Source organism: Pseudomonas azotoformans, assembly GCF_900103345.1.
Classification (GTDB): Bacteria; Pseudomonadota; Gammaproteobacteria; order Pseudomonadales; family Pseudomonadaceae; genus Aquipseudomonas; species Aquipseudomonas azotoformans.
The window spans coordinates 6,567,907-6,588,639 of the sequence record NZ_LT629702.1 but is presented as its reverse complement, the minus strand read 5'-3'; the positions used below and the strand labels follow the sequence as shown (position 1 = coordinate 6,588,639).

Here is a 20,733-nt window from a genome sequence, read left to right as displayed (position 1 = left end):
TGTCAAAACCGTTTTCCTGGATAGCGGCACAATAATGGCACCTTGCCAATGCTGTTTCCGCTATCAGAGAAAACCTTCCATGGGTGCCTGGCTTAGCAATATCTCGCTGAAGTACAAATTCTGGGCCGTCAACGCGGTCGCCTTCATTACCACCCTGCTGCTGGTGCTCTATGCCGTGCAGCTTGAGCAACAGTCCCGCAGCGATGCATCCCGGGCTTCGGCGCAGGCGCAGGCACACTTGTTCAATGCGTGGCCGACTGGCGAAGCTTTGCCCAAAGGCGAGCACTGGCTGACGTTCAAGCGCGGCCAGGTCCCACAACTGGCGGAGCAGGATCTGTCACCCTTGGGCAGCAACCTGGGCTGGGTCGAGCTCAATCATATGCCGCTGTTCGGTGAGAACCCGCTGATGGGTGCTGAAGTCATCGCCCGCCCTGACGGTCAATACGTCGCCGTACTCGCCTACGCGCCAAGCCTGAGCCAGGTGTTCGAAGAACGTTTTGCCAACTATGCGGTGGCGGTCCTGATCCTGATGCTGGCGATGCTCGGCGCCTCGCAACTGCTGATCCGCTTCCTGCTCAGCCAGCTCAACACCTTGAAAGACGTGATGCTGCATGTGGAAAAAACCGGCGACCTGTCGGCCCGCGTACCCTTGGCCTGCAAGGATGAAGTCGGCCAGATGGCCAGCGCTTTCAACGCCATGCAAGCCGGCTACCAGCGTGTGGTCAACACCGTGGCACGCACCGCCCAGCAACTCGACGACGGCGCCGCACGGTTGGCCAGCAGCATGAACGACGTACAACACGGCATGCTCGGCCAGCAGAGCGAAACCGACCAGGCCGCCACCGCCATCAACGAGATGACTGCCACCGTCTACCACATCGCCCAGCACGCCGGTGCCACCCGCGACTTGTCCCAGACCGCCGACACCCTGGCGGGCAGCGGCCAGGAAGTGGTCACCCGCGTACAACGGTCGATTGCCGGCCTCTCCACGGGCGTGCAACAGACCGCCGAGATGATCCAGAAGCTCGCCGAGGACAGTCAGAAAATCAACGGTGTGGTCAGCGTGATCCACAGCATCGCCGAGCAAACCAACCTGCTCGCCCTCAACGCCGCCATCGAAGCCGCCCGCGCCGGGGAAATGGGCCGGGGTTTCGCCGTGGTTGCCGACGAAGTACGCAACCTGGCCAAACGCGTACAAAGCTCCACCGACGAAATCACCCGCATGGTCTCGGCGCTGCAAGCCGGCACCCGCGACGCGGTGGACTTCATGCAGGAAAGCTCGTTCAAGGCTGACGACTGCGTGCAACAAGCCCAGGAAGCCGGCGCGGCCCTCGCCGAAATCACCAGCGCCGTGGCGCAGATGCGTGAAAGCAACACCCAGATCGCCGTCGCTGCCGAGCAGCAAAGCCACGTCGCCGAAGAGATGAACCGTGCGGTGGTGAGCATTCGGGATGTGACCGAGAACACCGTGCAACAGACCGTGGATTCGGCGACGACCAGTAATGAACTGGCGACCTTGGCCGGGGAACTGAGCAAGGCGATCGGGCAGTTGAAGCTGTAGGACTGTTCAACCCGTAATCTTCTGCCTACAACAAAGCCTCGGTTTACCCGAGGTATTGGCGAAACGTCCTAACCCTCCCGGCGAATAACGCCGACTTCTTTTCCCTACCAACCTCTCCAAAGTCTCTCGCCTGATCAATCAGCGCGAGGGACCGCCGATGCACCTCTCTAGCCGTGCCCCACTCAACGGGGCCGCCTCATGATTCCAGTTATTGCTCGGTTCATCCTCGCGCCCATGGATGCCAAGGCGCCGGACGTTGAGGGCGTCCTGCGTGACTTGCGTAAATGCCTGAACACCTTTGACGAATGGGCCGAAAGCTTCTGGAGCGGTTCGGCGCTGGACGTGGAGCAGGTGTTCAAGGTCGGGGACGAGGTTGCCCTCGTTGCTCCCGCGTCTTCCAAAAAACCGAATCGCACGGTTGCCACCTGCAAGGCCCAGGCCTCGTTGACCCTGGTGCATATGTTCGAGAGCACGCGGTTTGTGCCTATCGGCAATACGCCAGTGATGCTGCAGGCGATTGCGCCGGACGGCAGCCCAATGGGTTCGCCGATCCATCGCACCATCGGCCCCAGCGGCATTCTTGAAGTCAGCGACTGCACCCGTGATCAGCGCTACCAGATCACCTTCTATCCCGACGTTTCCAAGGATCACATCAAGGCGCTGTATGCGTCTTATCAGTCGGTGATCGCAAGGCTGGAAAGGAGCCTGCGTGATGAATGGAAGAAGACCTTCAAGCCGCAATGGGACGACTTTGCCAACGCCACGCCATTCGAGCGCAGTGCGATGCAAGGCCTGGCGCTCTCAACCGGGATCGGCAAGGCGTTCTACAACCTTTGGGACAATTTCACACAACTGTACGACGTGCTGGCGGACCTCAAGACCAACAGCCAGAAGTTGCTGCAATACGTCTCCCAAGCCGAACTGGATGAACTGCTGAAACTGGGCAAGGACGCCATTGCCCAGGGCCTGCTTGTGCTCAGCGATGAGCCGCTGTTGTTTATCTATTTGTCGGCCATGGTTGCCTGGATACGCATGCTGCCGCCACCGCAGATGTACGAGCTGCTGGGCGAGATGACCGGCGAGGTACTGATCAATCTGTTTCTGATCTGGGCCACGCGAGGCATGGGGGTTCAGCTTCGTTTGGGTATGCAGGTGCTGGGGCACATCAAGTCCGAGCGCGTGCGTAAATGGCTGCAAATGCTGGCGGACCAGTTGATCGGGCCTCGGTTGGACGCGCATGTCGAGGCGGCCAGGCCGGTGTTGCTGGGTAGCTCCGCGACGCCGATCAGGGTAGTTCCGGATGCACCGTTGAAGGCTGGGGATCAGGTGGTTGCCAACGCGGTGCCTGCAGTGCGCAGCAAGTCCCAGCGAACTGTGTTGGTTCAGCAAGAGCATGTGGATGATGTGCCGGCTTCTGCTCGCAATCCCAATGGGGATGCGGCGGCATCTTTGGACAAAACCGCTACTAACGGCTGCCCGGTGTCGATGGTCACCGGCGAGGAACTCCTGACCCTCACCGATGGGACGCTGGACGGGATCTTGCCGTTTGAGTGGACGCGGTTGTATCGCACCAGTGCCGTAGAAGTGGATGTCGGGCTGGGGTTTGGTTGGAGTCACGCGCTGGCGCATCGGCTGGTGGTTGTGGGTGATGCGGTGGTGTGGACGGATCATGAAAACCGCTCCAACACCCTGCCCTTGCCGTCGACTTCTCGCCCCGCAATCACCAACAGTCTTGCCGAAGCGGCGATCTATCTGGGTTCGTCGCCTGATGAACTGGTGCTGGCCCAGGCGTCACGTTTCTACCACTTCCGCGACGGTGTGCTGACATCGATCAGCGACGCGTATGACAACCGGCTGCGTATTTCCCGGGATTTTCTGGGGCGTGTTGAGCGGGTGGATAACGGTGTCGGGCGCTCGCTGTTTTTGCGTTATGCATCGGGCCGCATCGTGGCGGTGGATTACCAGATTCATCGCGTCGTGGATGACGGGCCGTTTGTTTGGGTGACGGAGCAGACCGTTGTTTCCTACGCCTATGACGACTTGGGACGACTGGTTTCAGCGACCAATGCCGTCGGTGAAAGCGAGGTTTATCGGTACGACGAACAGCACGTCATTCTTGAGCGCGGCTTGGCCGGTGGCGCGAGTTTTTTCTGGGAGTGGGAACGGTCTGGCAAGGCCGCGCGATGTGTGCGGCATTGGGCGAGTTTCTCGCAGATGGACACGCGTTATGCCTGGGATGACAACGGCCAGGTCACGGTGTTTAACGCCGATGGTAGCCAGGAAGTCTACGTGCATGACCAGCGGGCGCGGCTGGTGCAGCGGGTGGATCCGGACGGGGCCGAGCACTTTAAATCCTACGATGAAAAAGGCCGGCTGACGGTTGAGCAGGATCCGCTGGGAGCGATCACGGCGTATCAGTACGACGAAGCCGGGCGCTTGGTGGCCGTGTTTCCGGGGGACGATGAGCCGACGACCTACGAGCATGACAACGGGTTCGTACGGGTTGTAAGGCGGGGTCAGGCGGTTTGGAAGTATGAGCGCAATGATCAGGGCGATGTCATTCGCAAGATCGATCCTGACGGTCACGTTACCGATTACACCTACAACAAATATGGGCAGCTGATTGGAGTTTGGTACCCGGATCACAGCTGTCAGCGGCTGGTGTGGAACGAGCGTGGGCAGTTGCTTGAGGAGCAGTTGCACAATGGTGGGATCAAGCGTTATCGCTATGACGATCTCGGGCGGCAGATTGCACGGGAAGATGAACACGGCGCACTGACCCAGTATCAGTGGGACAGCGTGGGTCGGTTGACTCGTGTTGTGCTGCCAGGCGACGGGTTCAAGGAATACAGCTACAACCCCTACGGAAAAATCACCGCCGAGCGCGATGAACTCGGGAACATCACCCGCTACGAATACGCCGACGGCCTGCACCTGATCAGCCGTCGCATCAATGCCGATGGCAGCCAGGTCAACTACCGCTACGACAACGCGCGGTTACTGCTGACCGAAATTGAAAACGAGGTTGGCGAAACCTACCGGCTCCAGTACCACAGCAACGGCCTGATCCAGCAAGAAACCGGGTTTGACGGCCAGCGCACGGCTTACCTCTACGACCTCAACGGCAACCTTTCGGAAAAGACCGAACACGGCGATGACGGCAGTCAGCTGGTTACCCGCTACGAGCGCGACCATGCCGGACGCCTCATCAGAAAAACCCTACCCGATGGCAATACCGTCGATTACGCCTACGACCGCCAGGGCAACCTCCTAAGCGTCGAAGACGGCCACTGGTCCCTGGCCTACGAGTACGACAGCCAAAACCGCCTCACCGCCGAACACCAAGGCTGGGGCACCCTGCGCTACGGCTACGACGCCTGCGGTCACCTGCAAAACCTGCGCTTGCCGGACAACAACCGCCTCACCTTCAATCACGACAAAGGCGGCCACCTCGCCACCGTCGAACTGAATGGCTCGGTACTCACCTCACACCTGTTCACCGCCGGCCGCGAACAGCAACGCGCCCAAGGAAACCTGCTCAGCCACTACCAACACGACCACCAGGGACGCCTGTTCAACCAGAGCATCAACGACGCCGAAGGCCCGCTCTACCGACGCCACTACGACTACGACAAATCCGGCAACCTCACCCGCCTGCTCGACACCCGCAAGGGCGAACACCGCTACCACTACGACCCACTCAACCGCCTCACCCGCGCCGATCACACCCAAGGCGAGCAAGAACGCTTCGGCCACGACCCCGCCGGCAACCTGCTCATGCACAACCGCCCCGGCCCCGACATCGTCGCCGGCAACCGCCTGATGATCCAGGGCGATCACCACTATGACTACGACGCCTTCGGCAACCTGATTCGCGAACGACGTGGCAAAGGCCACGCACTCGTCACCGAATACCGCTACGACTGCCAGCACCGTCTGATCGGCGTTAAGACGCCCAACGGCCAGACCGCCAGCTACCGCTACGACCCGTTTGGGCGGCGTATCAGCAAAACCGTTGATGGGATTACGACCGAGTTTTTCTGGCAAGGCGACAAACTCATCGCCGAACACCACGCCAATCGGCACCGCAGCTACCTCTACGAACCGGACAGCTTCCGTCCGCTGGCGCTGTTGGAAGGCTTCGGCCCCAGGGAAACCCAGGCCTACCACTACCAACTTGACCACTTGGGCACCCCACAGGAACTCACCGCCCCGGATGGCGAAATCGTCTGGTCGGCGCATTACCGTGCCTACGGCGAAATCAGCCGCCTCGACATCGAAAAAGTCGACAACCCGCTACGTTTCCAGGGCCAGTACTTCGATCAAGAAAGCGGGCTGCACTACAACCGCCATCGCTACTACAATCCGGATGTTGGTCGCTACCTCACGCCGGACCCGGTGAAGTTGGCGGGTGGGCTTAACACGTACCAGTACGTGCCTAATCCCACAGGGTGGGTTGATCCGTTAGGGCTAAACGCTAACTGCCCGGGTTCATCACAGAAAAAACCAACCTGCGTCTTACCTGCAGAGCCGGAAACGCCTGACATATCTCGTAGAGGGGCGTTTCGGGAAGCCAAAAGAGACGCCAAAATACCCATGACTCAACAACCTGATGTGATGACGCATCCCAAGTCAGGCAGGACAACACAATACAAAAAAGAAAAAATGACTGATTTGAATGATGACAATGTACTGGATAACAATGGCAGGACAATTAACACAAGGGTGTATCAATTCACCAGAGCAGACGGTTCTAAAGTTCTCATCCAAGATCATTCTGCAGGGCATACATTTGGCAGAGCTGATGGAGTGGGAGATCAAACAACACACTTCAATTTACGACCAATAAACAAGCCCCGAAACGGACATGTCCCCGAAACAAAAGAACATTACAACTTCAGGATTAAATAATGAAATACTGGAACGAACTAGATCGTAATATATTTTTCGAGAAGCTATTTAGCAAGCCTATAGAGATTGAAAAAATTGCATTATTTTCTTTACAGATAGAAAATGATCGACCATCGCTCGGATTAGGGTTCGACATCCCTGACTTCCCTGACACATTACCGGCCAAATGGGAAAATAAAGGCTATAACACTTGCAGAATGGGGATTGATTGCCATGGCATTCGAGATCTAAAAATCCAACACCTTCCCATTCGAGAAGTATTTTTAGTGAATATCACACGCGACGATGATCAATTCCATTTTCAAGCAACCAGCAAAAATGCCTCAATTGAATTCAAGGCTAAATACATTTCACTTTGCGATCCAAATGTGTACATAAATGGACCTGATGATTATTTTTTTTAGAGGTTATAAGTGCATGAATACATACCTCCTATGCCCCCCATAGCCAGCCCCAATTCGCCGCCCCGCCAACCCCCACCTAAACTCTGTTCAAGTTATTTCAACGGACAGAGGATTCACCATCATGGGCAAACGTCACCCCAATCTCCCCGCCTGGCAATGGCGTCACTACCCGCAGAACCATCAGCACCCGACCAACCTGGCGTTGCACCTGATTGCCGTGCCGCTGTTCATCATCGGGTTTCTGTTGATTGTGTCCGGGGTGTTCAGCCTGAGCCTGGCCAGTTTTGCCGTCGGTGTGGTCGGTATCCTGGCCGGCCTGGCGTTGCAGCGTCATGGGCATAGCCTGGAGGCCCAGGCCAGTGAGCCGTTCAGTGATCGTAAAGATGCGGTGCAGCGCCTGGTGGTCGAGCAGTTCGTGACCTTTCCGCGCTTTGTGTTGAGCGGTGGCTGGTGGCGTGCCTGGCGGCAGCGCCACCGGCATTGAGATCAGGCGAAGACCACCACGGTCTGGCGGCTGATGGCGATCAGTTCGCCGGTGGGGCTCCACAGGGCGGCGGCGGCATGGCCGTAGCCGTCGCGCGCGTGCTCGATATTGACGTAATACTGGCACCAGTCGAGGGTCGTGAGGTCTTGCAATGGCTGGATGAATTCGATGGTCCAAGTCAGGGTGCTACCCGGTGCCGGTTTTTTCAGGTGCGGCAGCAACGCCGGGGGCCAGGCGTCGACCAGGGCAAGGATATGCGCTTCGGTCAGCGGTTCTTCTTTCACATCGCCGCGCAACCGTACCCAACCGCCCATGTCGCGGGATTTATTCCCGGTAAAGGGTAAGCCGCCGACACTCCAGCGCATCGCCAAGTGGCGCATGAACTCGGGGGTGACGCCCTTGATATAGGGCAGTTCCTGGCATTCATCCCAATGTTTGAACACCGGTGGTGCTTCGCTCTCGACGGCAATTTCCGACTCACGGGACGCGCCGAAACTGGCCTGTACCAGTGTCGCCACTTCACCGTTCTGCACCACGCGGCCAAGCAATTGGCTGACGGCTTTGCCTTCGCGCAACACTTCGACTTGATAACTGGCGGGGACGTCCGGCGCTACCGGGCCAACAAAGGTGATTGCCAACGACCGTAAAGGACGATCCGCGGGCACCTGGGCACGCAGGGCTTCGTATTGCAATGCGGCGACCAGGCCGCCAAAGGTCGCACGGCCCTGGGCCCACTCAGCGGGGATGGTCACGTCCAGCGGGTTGCTGCGGGCGGCGTCGAGCAAATCACTAAAGCGCATGGCGGTCTCACATCAAAAAAGAACAGATGGGGGATCTTAACCATCGGGCCAATCAGGTACAGCGCCTATTCCGGCCAAAAGCCGGACCGGCTCAGAAACAATCCGCGCTGAGTTTATCCAGCACGCGGTCCGCCTGCCCCTGCGCCTTGGCCATGGTGCGATGCCATACGGCAACACAAGGTTGCAGATCTGCCTGGTGTTCAGCCTGGGCCAACCACTGCCAGCAGTCGTGCCAATCCCCCAGGGCACCCTGGGCTTTTTTCAGGTGCGACACGGCCTTGGCGGGCAACGTGTCCAATTCGGGATAGGCTTCTGCGGCGTAGCGCACGCGCTTGATCAGCAAACGCAGGCGGTGGCGATCATGGTCGGGGTCCTTCAGGGCCTCACCGAGCGCCTGCCATTGCTTGGCCAGACGTTTTTCGATGCGCGGACGCAGGCCCTTGAGCAGCTTCTGGTGCTCAGAGGCACGGATGAAACGCGGGAAGGCGTCGAGGATCAGCAACAAGTGCGCGAGTTCCGGACTTTGTGCCACCTGACGATAGGTCTCGGGTTGCAGACGCAGCCGTCGGTTTGCGGCCTCATGATGGCCATGCTGATGCAAGTACGCCGCCAGCACCTCGCGGTCGCGCAGCGGCGTCGTCAATTGGCCCACGGTGCCGGCAGCCAATTCAAGCTGTTCCACACCCGGCAACCCTCGCAAAGGGCGCAACAGGCTACGCAGGCGGCGCACCGTGGTGCGCAGGTCATGCAGGGCCTCATCGTCGGTGACGGCGGCGAGACGAGCCTGGCAGCTCAGTAACCCTACTTCCAGGCCAATGACCTGAGCGACTAACTGATCGACCAAAGCTGACATCCTGCCCTCACTACCTGATGAAAAATCCTACTCGCTGCAGGTCAACGCCCGGCGCGAGACTCACGAATATAGAAACGCGCTTTCTCGGCCTTGTTGGAGCAGCCTTCAAACGCTTCAAACTGTTGCTGGGTCTTGGCGCCCGTCAACAAAGACAGTGCCTTAGAGTAGCTCACGGTGCCAGCAAAGCCTTCGGCCTTGGCCAGGTCCAGTTCTTTCCAGGCGGCGTCCAATTGGCTACCGCAGCTGTCGCGGTATGCGGTTTTCCCGGCGCAACCGGCCAGGGCCAACACGATCACAGGCACACACATCCAGGCTTTCATCGATGACACCTCAAAATAAAGAAAAACAGTCGTACGTTGTAGACGTTGCCTACAGGGAAAAGTGCCTGTCCTTAGCCTGAAATCGATAGTACCTATTGGCCAGAGCATACCCGAGCAGCAGCGCTATCCTGGAAAAATATTGCAGGCTCCCACGAACATTGAAGCCACCCCCTCATTGGGTGCATTGTGGGGACCTGCCTTGGGGAGGACATGGACCATGAAGAAACGTGTTGCCTTGGTGCTGGGCTCCGGTGGGGCCCGGGGCTACGCCCATATCGGGGTAATCGAGGAGATCGAGCGGCGCGGCTACGACATCGCCTGTATCGCCGGCTGTTCAATGGGGGCCGTAGTGGGCGGCATTTACGCCGCCGGCAAGCTGGACGAGTATCGAAACTGGATTGAAAGCCTAGACTACCTCGACGTGTTGCGCCTGGTCGACGTGAGCTTCCGCCTGGGCGCCATTCGCGGCGAGAAAGTCTTCGGGCAGATCCGCAAGATCGTCGGCGAGATCAACATCGAAGAACTACGCATCCCCTACACCGCCGTCGCCACCGACCTCACCAACCAGCAGGAAATCTGGTTCCAGGAAGGCTGCCTGCACCAAGCCATGCGCGCCTCGGCGGCGATCCCCAGCCTGTTCACCCCGGTGATGCAAGGCAACCGCATGCTGGTGGACGGCGGCCTGCTCAACCCGCTGCCCATCGTGCCGGTGGTGTCGAGCCACTGTGACTTGATCATCGCGGTCAACCTCAACGCCACCAATCAGAAGCACTACCAGTTGCCGGTGATCCAACGCCCACCCGCGTTCAAGAGCCGCTTCAACAACCTGGCGCGATCACTGGGTTCGCACCTGCCCTTTCGCCGCAAGCAGGCCGAACAGTTGATGAAACTGGAGCAAGAGGCGTTGGAGGCGCAGGCGGCGGAGATCAACCCGTGGCTGGAGGCCGCCGAGCCGGAATCCCAACAGCCCGCCGCCGCACCGGAAAAGCCCGGCGCACCGAAGTCAGCAACCGGGTCGTTCATCATCGATAACGTCGGCCCGGCTTCGCTGCTGGACCTGATCAACCAGAGTTTCGAGGTGATGCAGACGTCACTGGCGCAGTACAAGATCGCCGGCTACCCGCCCGACGTGCTGATCAACGTGCCAAAGCGGGTGTGCCGGTTTTTCGAGTTCTACAAGGCGCCGGAGTTGATCGCCTTGGGACGGGAAATTGCCAGTGATACGCTGGACCGCTATGAGAGTGAGCAGCGCTGAGATCCTTGGTGACGCTGATGGCGTCATCGCAGGCAAGCCAGCTCCCACATTTGGAATGCATTCCCCTGTGGGAGCTGGCTTGCCTGCGATGACGCCAGAGCAAGCACCAACGATCTATCCGCCCAACAACCGATACCCCACCCCCGCCTCAGTCACGATAAACCGTGGCTGAGTCGGGTCATCTGCCAGTTTCTGTCGCAGATGCCCAACCACAATGCGCAAGTAATGGCTGTCTTCGGTATGGGTCGGTCCCCAGATATCCTTGAGTAATTGTTGCTGGGTAATCACCCGCCCCGGATGCCGCGCCAGTTGCGCCAGCACCGCATACTCCTTGCGCGTCAGCGCCACCTCCGCCCCGTCCAGCAGCACCCGGCGATAGGCCAGGTCCACCGTCAGCGGGCCAAAACGCAAGGCTGCTTCCTGGGCCTCACCCGCTGGCGCCTGACGCAGCAGCGCCCGCACCCGGGCCAGGAATTCCTGGATACCGAAGGGTTTGGTCACGTAGTCATTTGCGCCACCATCCAGGGCCTCGACCTTTTGCCCCTCGCTGGCCCGCACCGACAGCACCAGCACCGGCACCGTCGACCACTCGCGAAATTCACGCAGCACCTGCTGGCCGTCCATGTCCGGCAGGCCAAGGTCGAGGACCAACAGGTCCGGTTTGTTCAACGCTGCCTGGGCCAGGCCTTCGTTGCCGGTGCCAGCCTCAATCACTTTGTAGCCCTGGGAGGCCAGGCTGATGCGCAGGAATTTGCGGATCTGCGGTTCGTCATCAATGACCAAAATCGTCGCGGTCTGGCTCATGGCTTCCAATCAAAATCCGTGAAGAAAACAGGGTAGCTCATGCCTCGCGCTCCAGGCCAGGCTGTGTCGGCAAAGGCAGGAACAAGGTAATGCAGGTGCCACGCCCGTCAATGCCGTCGGCCACGCTGATATGCCCACCGTGGGCGCCGACCATGCCCTGGCAAATTGCGAGGCCCAGCCCCGTGCCCTGCCCTCCGCGATCACCGCGTGCTGCGGTGTAGAACATATCGAAGATCTTCGCGCGCTCATCCTCGGGAATACCGGGGCCTTCATCAGCCACGGCGAAGAACAGCTGGTTATCGGCAACGCCGGCGCTCAGTTGCAAGCGCCCTTGCGGCGGCGAAAAACGTGCGGCGTTTTCCAGCACATTGACCAGCGCCTGCTCGATCAGCGCCGCGTGCACATATAACAACGGCAACTCGGGCGGCACTTCGGTACTCACCTGCAACGGCGCCAGCACTGCACGCAAACGGCCAAGGGCGCTGCCGACGATATCACCCGGCGACACCCAATCGCGCGCCAGCTTCAAAGCACCGTGGCCGAGGCGGGTCATGTCCAGCAGGTTCTGGATGTAACGGTCCAGGCGCTCAGCCTCATCGCGGGTGCCTTCAAGCAATTCGCGGCGGTCCTCCAGCGGGATGGCCTCACCGAGTGCCAGCAGGCTATCGATGCTGCCCCGCATGGAGGTCAGCGGCGTGCGCAAATCATGGGATACCGACGCCAGCAAGGCGCTGCGCAGTTGCTCGGTTTCGCCGTGCAACCTTGCAGACTCCAACTCCTGGGCCAGTTGCGCCCGCGCCAGCGCCTGGGCCAGCGGTTGGCTCAAGGCAGTGAGCAGACGACGACGTTGCCCACTCAACTCCAGGCCCGGTTTGGGACTGACCCCGAGCAAACCCAGCGGGCCTTCTTCCCCCGACAGCGGCCACCACCACCAGCGCCCGAACGGCAAGGTGCCGGTGCCCATACCCGCCGGCTGGTCATGCTGCCAGGCCCAATCGGCGGCGGCCCGCTCGGCTTCAGTCAGGGTCAGCGGGCCGCCCGTCTCGATGGTCCAACCGCCTTGGCCATCGCGATTGACCAGGCACAGGTCCAGGTCGCTCCAGCCTTCCAGGTGATGCGCGGCAGCACTGATCACCGCCTGGCGATCAGTGGCGGCCGTGAGTTTGCGCGACAGGTCGAGCAGCTCGCTGGTTTCTTCCTGGGTGTCGCGCAACGCCTGCAACTGACGGCGCTGGCGCGCAGCCAGGTTGCCGGTCAACGCCGCCATCAACAGGAAGAACAACAGGGTCAGTACGTCTTCTTCGCGCTGGATGGCGAAGGAAAAATTCGGCGGGATGAAGAGGAAGTCATAAGTCAGGAACGACAACGCCGCACACACCAGCGACGGCCCCAAGCTGCTGCGCACCGCCACCAGCAACACCGCAGCGAGGAACACCAACGAAATGTTCGGCAACGGCAAGGCGCTGGACACTGCCCAGGCCACCGCTGCCGCAACCACCGTCGCCACAACTGCCAGCGCATAGTCAAACCACACCAGCCCGCGTACATCCGGCAAGCGTGGCGGCGCAGGCATGTCGTCACTGTCGAGGACGTTGATTTCCAAGCCCCGCGCATTACGCAGCAAGCGCGCAGCCAGGCCGCCGCCGAACAAGCGACGGCGCCAACGCATGCGCGACTGCCCCACCAGCAGCAGGCTGGCGCGGCGTTCGGCGGCGTGCTGGATCAGCGTCTTGGCCACCTCTCCTGCGCGCAGCAATACCACCTCGCCACCCAGGCGCTCGGCCAACTGCTGGGCATTCTGCAGGCGCAGCCGCGACTGCTCGTCCCGCGCACGACCGTTATCGATATGCACCAGGCTCCACGGCAAATGGCGGCGCTGGGCGACGCGGCTGGCATGGCGCACCAGGCGCTCGGCCTGCGCATCGCCATCCACGCCGACCAGCAAACGCCCACGCACCGCCGGCGCAGCCTGCCCAAGCTGGCGATAGCCCTGGGCCAAATCGTCATCGACGTGGGCGGCAGCGGTCTGCATCGCCAACTCGCGCAGGGCCATGAGGTTGGTCTGGGTGAAGAACGCATCGATAGCCGCACGCGCCTGCTCCGGCACATAGACCTTGCCGTCGCGCAGGCGCTCCAACAGTTCGCGGGACGGCAGGTCGATCAGCAGCAGTTCGTCGGCCTCTTGCAGCACCCAGTCCGGCAGGGTTTCACGCACCTGCACGCCAGTGATGCCGCGGACCTGGTCGTTGAGGCTTTCCAGATGCTGGACGTTGACCGTGGTAAACACGTTGATGCCGGCGGCGAGCAGTTCCTGGATGTCTTGCCAGCGCTTTTCGTGACGGCTACCGGGGGCGTTGCTGTGGGCCAGTTCATCCACCAGCACCAGCTTGGGCTTGGCGGCGAGCAGGCCGTCGAGGTCCATTTCTTCGAGCATCACGCCACGGTATTCACTGCGCAGTAACGGTTGCTGCGGCAGGCCGCTGAGCAAGGCTTCGGTCTCGGCGCGGCCGTGGGTTTCGACCACGCCGGCGATCAGCTTCACGCCCTGTCGCAGTTGCGTGTGCGCAGCCTGGAGCATGGCGTAGGTCTTGCCCACACCCGGCGCGGCGCCAAGGAATACTTTGAGCCGGCCACGGCCGTCCCGGGGCAGATCGGCTAACAGGGCATCGGCGCGGCCGGAGTCGCTCATGCTCGGGGTTCCTTCAGATGTTTATTGATTGCGCATCAGGCCACCATCGCGGGCAAGCCCACTCCCACATTTGGAATGCATTCCCCTGTGGGAGCTGGCTTGTCTGCGATGGCGGCGCCACGGCCTACAACTTTTCCAGCGCCATGTTCAGCGCCAGCACATTCACCACCGGTGGACCCACCAGCGGGCTTTCGATGTGTTCATCGAGCAAGCGCTGCAAGGTCGACACCGGCACATTCCGCGCCACCGCCACCCGCGCCAGTTGATAGGCAATCGCCTGTGGTGGCAAGTGTGGATCAAGACCGCTGCCAGAGGTAGTCAGCGATACCAGAGGCACCGGCCCCTGGCTCGGCACCAGCTGTTTACTCGCGTCATCGAAGATACGCGTCGCCAGCGCCGGGTTGCTTGGGCCAAGGTTACTGGCACTGCTGGAGACCGTCGCAAAAGCGCCAGCCGAGGGGCGCGGGTGGAACCAGTTGTCACCGGTAAAGTCCTGGGCGATCAGGCTGGAGCCACGCACCTTGCCGCTGTCATCGCGTACCAGGCTGCCATTGGCCTGGTTCGGGAAAGCCACTTGGGCGACACCGGTGACCACCAGTGGGTAAGCGACGCCGGTAATCAGGGTCATGAGCACCAGCAGGCTCAGGGCCGGGCGGATCATGTTGGACATTTCGGATTCCTCAATTCGGTCATTGCAACCTGTGGGCACCCGCCGGGCGCCCACAGGAATCGGGTCAAACCAGGTGCAACGCTGTCAGTAGCATGTCAATCGCCTTGATGCCCACGAACGGCACCAGAATCCCGCCCAGCCCGTAGATCAGCAGGTTGCGCCGCAGCAATGCCGCCGCACTCGCCGCCTGGACGCGCACACCGCGCAGCGCCAGGGGAATCAGCACCACGATGATCAGCGCGTTGAATACGATGGCCGACAGGATCGCGCTCTGCGGGCTCTGCAAGTGCATCACGTTGAGCACGCCCAGTTGCGGGTAGATCGAGGCGAACAGCGCCGGCAAGATCGCGAAGTACTTGGCCACGTCGTTGGCGATGGAAAAGGTGGTCAATGCGCCACGGGTCACCAGCAATTCCTTGCCGATCTGCACCACGTCGAGCAGCTTGGTCGGGTCGCTGTCGAGGTCGACCATGTTGGCGGCCTCACGCGCAGCCTGGGTGCCATCGTTCATCGCCATGCCGACGTCCGCCTGGGCCAGCGCCGGAGCGTCGTTGGCGCCGTCACCGCACATCGCCACTAGGCGGCCGTCATTTTGTTCATGACGGATGCGGGCAAGTTTTTTCTCGGGGGTGGCTTCGGCCAGCACGTCATCCACGCCGGCTTCGGCGGCAATCGCGGCGGCGGTCAACGGGTTGTCGCCGGTGACCATCACGGTACGGATCCCCAGTTTGCGCAGCTCGGCGAAACGCTCGCGAATGCCCGGCTTGACCACGTCCTTCAGGTGGATCGCGCCGAGCAACTTGCCGTCGGCACACACCAGCAACGGGGTGCCGCCGCTCTGGGCGATCTTGTCGATTTCCCGCGACAGCGCAGGCTGCAAGTCGCGACGTTGTTGACCGATGAAGGCCAGCAGCGAATCCACTGCACCCTTGCGGAACACTCGGCCTTGGTAGTCGACACCGGACAAGCGGGTTTCAGCACTGAACGGCACGGCCGTCAGTTCGTCTGCGCTCGGCTCGGCTTGAGGGTGCAAGGCACGCAGGTATTCGACGATGGATTTACCTTCCGCCGTGTCATCCGCCAGGGAGGCAAACAACGCGCCCTCGGCCACTTCCTTGCCGCTGACGCCAGGCGCCGCGACCACCGCCGCACAGCGACGGTTACCGAAAGTGATGGTGCCGGTCTTGTCCAGCAGCAACACATGCACGTCGCCCGCTGCTTCCACGGCACGCCCGGACTTGGCGATCACGTTGAGGCGCACCAGGCGGTCCATGCCGGCGATGCCAATGGCTGACAGCAAGCCGCCAATAGTTGTAGGAATCAGCGTCACCAGCAGTGCGACCAGGAACACCAGAGGCAAGCTGCCGCTGGCGAAGTGGGCGAACGGCTGCAGGGTCACCACCACCAACAGGAAGATCAGGGTCAGGCCGATCAGCAGAATGTCCAGCGCGACTTCGTTGGGGGTTTTCTGGCGTTTGGCGCCTTCCACCAGGGCGATCATGCGATCCAGGGTCGACTCGCCCGGGTTGGCAGTGATGCGGATCAGCAGCCAGTCCGACACCAGGCGTGTGTTGCCGGTGACGGCCGAGCGGTCGCCACCGGACTCGCGGATCACTGGTGCCGACTCACCGGTAATGGCGGCTTCGTTGACGGCCGCGATGCCTTCGATGACTTCGCCGTCACCGGGGATCATTTCCCCGGCGGCAACGCGGACCACATCGCCTTTGCGCAGGCTGGTGGCCGGCACGACCTTGAAGCTGCCATCGGCCTCCTTGCGCCGTGCGCTGAGGCCTTCGCTGCCGGCCTTGAGGCTGTCGGCGCGGGCCTTGCCACGTCCTTCGGCCAAGGCTTCGGCGAAGTTGGCGAACAGCACGGTGAACCACAGCCACACGGCGATTTGCACGGCGACATAGGTCGGCACGGCGGTGTCGGGCACAAAGCACAACACGGTGGTGAGGATGGCGGTCAACTCGACCACCAGCATCACCGGCGAGCGTTGCAGCTGGCGCGGGTCCAGCTTGACGAACGCCTGGACCAGCGCCGGGCGCCACAGGGCGGAAATGGCGGTTTTGGCAGGCTCCTGGGTTTTGGCGGGAGCGGCGTTTTTTGCAGGCATATTCATTTTCATATCCCCTTAGAAGCCCATGCTCAGATGTTCAGCGATAGGGCCCAGTGCCAGCGTCGGCAGGAAGGTCAGGCCGCCCACCAGCAGAATGGTCACGGTCAACAGGGTCACGAACAGCGGGCCATGGGTCGGGAAGCTGTTCTGGCCAATCGGTGCGGTCTTCTTCATCGCCAGGCTGCCGGCCAGGGCCAGTACCGGGAGGATGTAGCCGAAGCGGCCGATCAACATGCCAAGGCCCAGCATCAGGTTGTGAAACGGGGTGTTGGCGCTGAAGCCGCCGAACGCCGAGCCGTTGTTGGCGCTGGCCGAGGTGTAGGCGTAAAGCAACTGGCTGAAACCGTGGGGGCCGGGGTTGCTGATAGCGCCGGCAGGGCCGGGCAGGCTGGCGGCAATGGCGCCGAGCACCAGCACGCCCACCGGCATCACCAGCAAGGTCACCACCAGCAATTGCACTTCTTTGGCCTGCAGCTTCTTGCCCAGGTATTCCGGGGTGCGGCCAATCATCAGGCCGGCGAGGAACACTGCAATCAACACGTTGAGCAACATGCCGTACATGCCGGCGCCGACGCCGCCGAAGATCACTTCGCCGACCATCATGTTGACCAGCGCGACCATGCCACTGAGAGGGCTCAGGCTGTCCTGCATGCCGTTGACCGAGCCGTTGGACGCCGCTGTCGTGGTCACCGACCACAGCACCGTGCCGGTGGTACCGAAGCGTGCCTCCTTGCCTTCCAGTGGTGCAGTCTGCTCCACGGCCGGGTTGTTCAGGGTCGGGTTGGGCTGGTATTCGGCCCACAGCGAGGTCGCGCCGCCGATGATGAACAACGCCAGCATGCAGCCGAGGATCGCGCGGCTCTGACGCAGGTCTTTCACGTAATGACCGAAGGTGAACACCAGCGCCACGGGGATCAGGATGATTGACGCCACTTCGAACAAGTTTGCCCAAGCGGTAGGGTCTTCAAACGGATGTGCCGAGTTGACGCCGAAGAAGCCACCGCCGTTGGTGCCCAACTGCTTGATCGCAATCTGGCTGGCCGCCGGGCCCAGGGGGATCACTTGATCCACACCCTGCAGGGTCACGGCATCCACGTAATGGGCGAAGGTCTGGGGTACGCCCTGCCACACCAGGAACAACGCCAGTACCAGGCACAACGGCAGCAAGCCGTAGAGGGTGGCGCGGGTCATGTCGACCCAGAAGTTGCCCAGGGTCTTGGTGGATTTGCGACCGATCCCACGACACAAAGCGACAAGGACGGCCAGACCGGTCGCCGCGCTGACGAAGTTCTGCACGGTCAGGCCGGCCATCTGGCTGAGGTAGCTCAGGGACGCTTCACCGCTGTAGGACTGCCAGTTGGTGTTGGTCATGAAACTGACCGCAGTGTTGAACGCCAGCGTCCATTCCTGTCCCGGCAATTTCTGCGGGTTCAGTGGGAGGTAGTCCTGGAACAACAAGATCGCGAACAACAGCAAAAAGCCCGCAAGGTTGAAAACGAGCAAGGCCAGCATGTACTTCTGCCAGCTCTGTTCCTGATGCTCATCCACGCCCGACAGGCGATAACAGGCGCGTTCCACAGGGCCGAACACCGGTGTGAGCCAGGTGCGCTGCCCCTCCATCACTTTGTAATAGAACCGCCCCAGGAACGGGGCCGGCACCAGCACCACGGCAAAGAAGGCAATGATCAGCCAATAGTCATAACTGTGCATGGCCAGCTCCTAGTTCCGATCCGCGCGTAACAGCGCAACCAGCAGATAAATGAACAGCGCCACGGCCAATAGCAGTGACACCCCGTCCAGAACGCTCATGGAAGTCTCTCCGTTTAGCGGCGAGTGCCGCGTGTGGGGCAATTGTCGGCAGGAGTGGCGTAAAGGAACGAGAGCGAGGGTGTGGGCGGGGCGTAAAGACGGCGTAAAGAGTGGGTTTATGCGGGGCTTACAGGAAGGGTTGTGCTGGATTGGAGGGCCTCATCGGGGGGCAAGCCCCCTCCCACATGTTGACCGGTCTACGCAGGCCAAGTGTGGGAGGGGGCTTGCCCCCGATGAGGCCCTGCCAGCCACCCCTGCACTTATCTGGTGCGACACCGGAAAATTTCAAACGCCAAACCATCCCCCAGACGACAGTTGCGCCGCTTTACGACACGGTTGTGAGGCATGGCATGTCCGCTGCAACACCTTGAATCATTCCAAACCGTTCAGGGAGCGCATCACGATGAACACACAACTCAAACCCACCTTGGGCACCCTGCACTTATGGGGCATCGCGGTCGGGCTGGTGATATCCGGGGAGTACTTCGGCTGGAGCTATGGCTGGGGCGTCGCCGGGACCCTGGGCTTCCTGGTGACCTCATTGATGGTTGCCGCGATGTACACCTGTTTTATCTTCAGCTTCACCGAACTGACCACCGCAATTCCTCATGCGGGTGGGCCGTTTGCCTACAGCCGTCGCGCCTTTGGAGAGAAAGGCGGCTTGATCGCGGGGCTCGCGACCTTGATCGAATTCGTCTTTGCGCCGCCTGCCATCGCCTTGGCCATCGGCGCCTATCTGAATGTGCAGTTTCCGGCGCTGGCCCCCAAACATGCGGCCGTCGGTGCCTACATCGTGTTCATGGGCCTGAACATCCTCGGCGTTAAGCTCGCCGCCACCTTCGAACTGGTGGTGTGCGTACTCGCCGTCGCTGAGTTGCTGGTGTTCATGGGCGTAGTGGCGCCCGCATTCAGCTTCAGTAACTTCGCCCTGAACGGCTGGGCCGGTTCCGACACGTTCGGAGCACCGGCGATTGCCGGGATGTTTGCTGCAATTCCCTTCGCCATCTGGTTCTTTCTCGCCATCGAAGGCGCCGCCATGGCCGCCGAAGAAGCGAAAGATCCGAAGCGCACCATTCCAAAGGCCTACATCAGCGGCATCCTGACCCTGGTGATCCTGGCCATGGGCGTTATGTTCTTTGCCGGTGGCGTGGGTGACTGGCGCACCCTGTCCAACATCAACGACCCACTGCCACAAGCCATGAAAACCGTGGTCGGCGACAGCTCCGGCTGGTTGCACATGCTGGTGTGGATCGGCCTGTTCGGCCTGGTGGCCAGTTTCCACGGCATCATCCTCGGGTATTCGCGCCAGTTTTTCGCCCTGGCCCGCGCCGGTTACCTGCCCTCATTCCTCGCCAAACTGTCGCGCTTCCAGACACCCCACCGCGCAATCATCGCCGGTGGCGTGGTCGGCATCGCGGCGATCTACAGCGACGGCCTGATCAACCTCGGCGGTATGACACTGACCGCGGCGATGATTACCATGGCGGTATTCGGCGCCATCGTGATGTACATCATGAGCATGCTCAGCCTGTTCAAACTGCGCAGGACCGAGCCGCTGCTGGAGCGTACCTTCCGCGCACCGGGTTACCCCATCGTGCCGGGCATTGCACTGGTGCTGGCGGTGGTGTGCCTGGTGGCCATGGCCTGGTTCAACGCGCTGATCGGGCTGATCTTCCTGGGCTTTATGGTGGTGGGGTTCGCCTACTTCCAGATAACTGCGCAAGACCGTGCCGATGCACCGGCGGATGCGATGTTGACCGGGCTCTGATCTACTACGAGGCAGAACGGGCCTACACTGAACTAGTAAGAAAGCCCGTCACTCAAAGCAGTTATTACCGTGGGAAAACTCTCCCACGGCAATCTGCCTCAAGGAGAGCCTTATGCCGTGGTATGCGTGGTTGATTATGGTAGTTGCGATCGGGTCGATCGTCGGTGGGCTGATGATGCTGCGTGACAGCGCCAACAAAGTGGAACTCACCGACGAACAACGCAAGCGCGTGGCCGAGCGCAACGCCCAGGCGGATGCCAAGGATGCGCAGGATCGCTGAGCCTTG

Annotated in this window: 16 protein-coding genes; 7 read left to right on the top strand and 9 right to left on the bottom strand. The window is 61.0% G+C overall.

Translation table 11 applies throughout. The features are described 5' to 3' along the window. Positions 1-79 precede the first annotated feature (79 nt). The 4 genes from BLR69_RS29930 (at position 80) to BLR69_RS29915 (ending at position 7,360) form a co-directional block, all read left to right on the top strand. Entirely contained in the window at positions 80-1,561 is a 1,482-nt protein-coding gene (locus BLR69_RS29930) for a methyl-accepting chemotaxis protein (protein ID WP_071496320.1), read from the top strand. 198 nt (positions 1,562-1,759) lie between these two features. After that, on the top strand, positions 1,760-6,472 hold the full coding sequence (locus BLR69_RS29925) for an RHS repeat-associated core domain-containing protein (protein WP_083365836.1): 4,713 nt from the start codon (positions 1,760-1,762) through the stop codon (positions 6,470-6,472). Further along, positions 6,472-6,876: an Imm50 family immunity protein gene (locus BLR69_RS29920; RefSeq protein WP_076955209.1), complete on the top strand. Its 405-nt coding sequence runs from the start codon at positions 6,472-6,474 to the stop codon at positions 6,874-6,876. The genes BLR69_RS29925 and BLR69_RS29920 overlap by 1 nt, the downstream gene beginning before the upstream one ends. Before the next feature lie 121 nt (positions 6,877-6,997). Then, positions 6,998-7,360 carry an Mpo1-like protein gene (locus BLR69_RS29915; RefSeq protein ID WP_058424472.1) on the top strand — a complete coding sequence of 121 codons (363 nt, stop codon included), beginning with the start codon at positions 6,998-7,000 and terminating at the stop codon, positions 7,358-7,360. Positions 7,361-7,362: 2 nt separating this feature from the next. On the opposite strand, the gene BLR69_RS29910 is transcribed toward BLR69_RS29915, so the two are convergent. From BLR69_RS29910 to BLR69_RS29900, 3 genes are all read right to left on the bottom strand, one after another. Next, positions 7,363-8,160, bottom strand: coding sequence for an acyl-CoA thioesterase (locus BLR69_RS29910; protein WP_071496658.1), 798 nt, complete (start codon positions 8,158-8,160; stop codon positions 7,363-7,365). Positions 8,161-8,251: 91 nt separating this feature from the next. Then, a complete protein-coding gene (locus BLR69_RS29905; protein ID WP_071496659.1) occupies positions 8,252-9,013 on the bottom strand; it encodes a CHAD domain-containing protein in 762 nt (253 codons plus the stop codon). 41 nt (positions 9,014-9,054) lie between these two features. Then, a complete protein-coding gene (locus BLR69_RS29900) occupies positions 9,055-9,333 on the bottom strand; it encodes a hypothetical protein (RefSeq protein ID WP_012722962.1) in 279 nt (92 codons plus the stop codon). Between the two features lie 217 nt (positions 9,334-9,550). On the opposite strand from BLR69_RS29900, the gene BLR69_RS29895 reads away from it, so the two are divergent. Continuing rightward, positions 9,551-10,588 (top strand): patatin-like phospholipase family protein, encoded by a 1,038-nt coding sequence (locus BLR69_RS29895; protein WP_071496660.1) that lies wholly within the window; start codon positions 9,551-9,553, stop codon positions 10,586-10,588. Between the two features lie 114 nt (positions 10,589-10,702). Here the strand turns inward: BLR69_RS29895 and BLR69_RS29890 are convergent, their stop codons facing one another. The 6 genes from BLR69_RS29890 to kdpF all read right to left on the bottom strand — a co-directional run bounded on the left by BLR69_RS29890 (position 10,703) and on the right by kdpF (position 18,679). Further along, positions 10,703-11,392, bottom strand: a complete 690-nt coding sequence (locus BLR69_RS29890; RefSeq protein WP_071490041.1) for a response regulator — start codon at positions 11,390-11,392, stop codon at positions 10,703-10,705. Between the two features lie 37 nt (positions 11,393-11,429). Beyond that, a complete protein-coding gene (locus tag BLR69_RS29885) occupies positions 11,430-14,081 on the bottom strand; it encodes a sensor histidine kinase (RefSeq protein WP_071496661.1) in 2,652 nt (883 codons plus the stop codon). 124 nt (positions 14,082-14,205) lie between these two features. Continuing rightward, the gene (gene kdpC / locus BLR69_RS29880; protein ID WP_071496662.1) at positions 14,206-14,751 is read right to left on the bottom strand and encodes a potassium-transporting ATPase subunit KdpC; all 546 of its coding nucleotides are present in this window, start codon (positions 14,749-14,751) and stop codon (positions 14,206-14,208) included. 64 nt (positions 14,752-14,815) lie between these two features. Further along, a complete protein-coding gene (gene kdpB, locus BLR69_RS29875; protein ID WP_371858643.1) occupies positions 14,816-16,873 on the bottom strand; it encodes a potassium-transporting ATPase subunit KdpB in 2,058 nt (685 codons plus the stop codon). A 12-nt stretch (positions 16,874-16,885) separates the two neighbouring features. Next, positions 16,886-18,580 carry a potassium-transporting ATPase subunit KdpA gene (gene kdpA / locus BLR69_RS29870; RefSeq protein ID WP_071496664.1) on the bottom strand — a complete coding sequence of 565 codons (1,695 nt, stop codon included), beginning with the start codon at positions 18,578-18,580 and terminating at the stop codon, positions 16,886-16,888. Positions 18,581-18,589: 9 nt separating this feature from the next. Then, positions 18,590-18,679, bottom strand: a complete 90-nt coding sequence (gene kdpF, locus BLR69_RS29865) for a K(+)-transporting ATPase subunit F (protein WP_003218754.1) — start codon at positions 18,677-18,679, stop codon at positions 18,590-18,592. 403 nt (positions 18,680-19,082) lie between these two features. Between kdpF and eat the strand changes: the two genes are divergently transcribed. Together eat and BLR69_RS29855 are read left to right on the top strand one after the other, a co-directional pair. Further along, a complete protein-coding gene (eat, locus tag BLR69_RS29860; protein ID WP_071496665.1) occupies positions 19,083-20,447 on the top strand; it encodes an ethanolamine permease in 1,365 nt (454 codons plus the stop codon). Between the two features lie 112 nt (positions 20,448-20,559). Then, positions 20,560-20,727: a DUF2897 family protein gene (locus BLR69_RS29855; RefSeq protein WP_003172675.1), complete on the top strand. Its 168-nt coding sequence runs from the start codon at positions 20,560-20,562 to the stop codon at positions 20,725-20,727. Positions 20,728-20,733 lie beyond the last annotated feature (6 nt).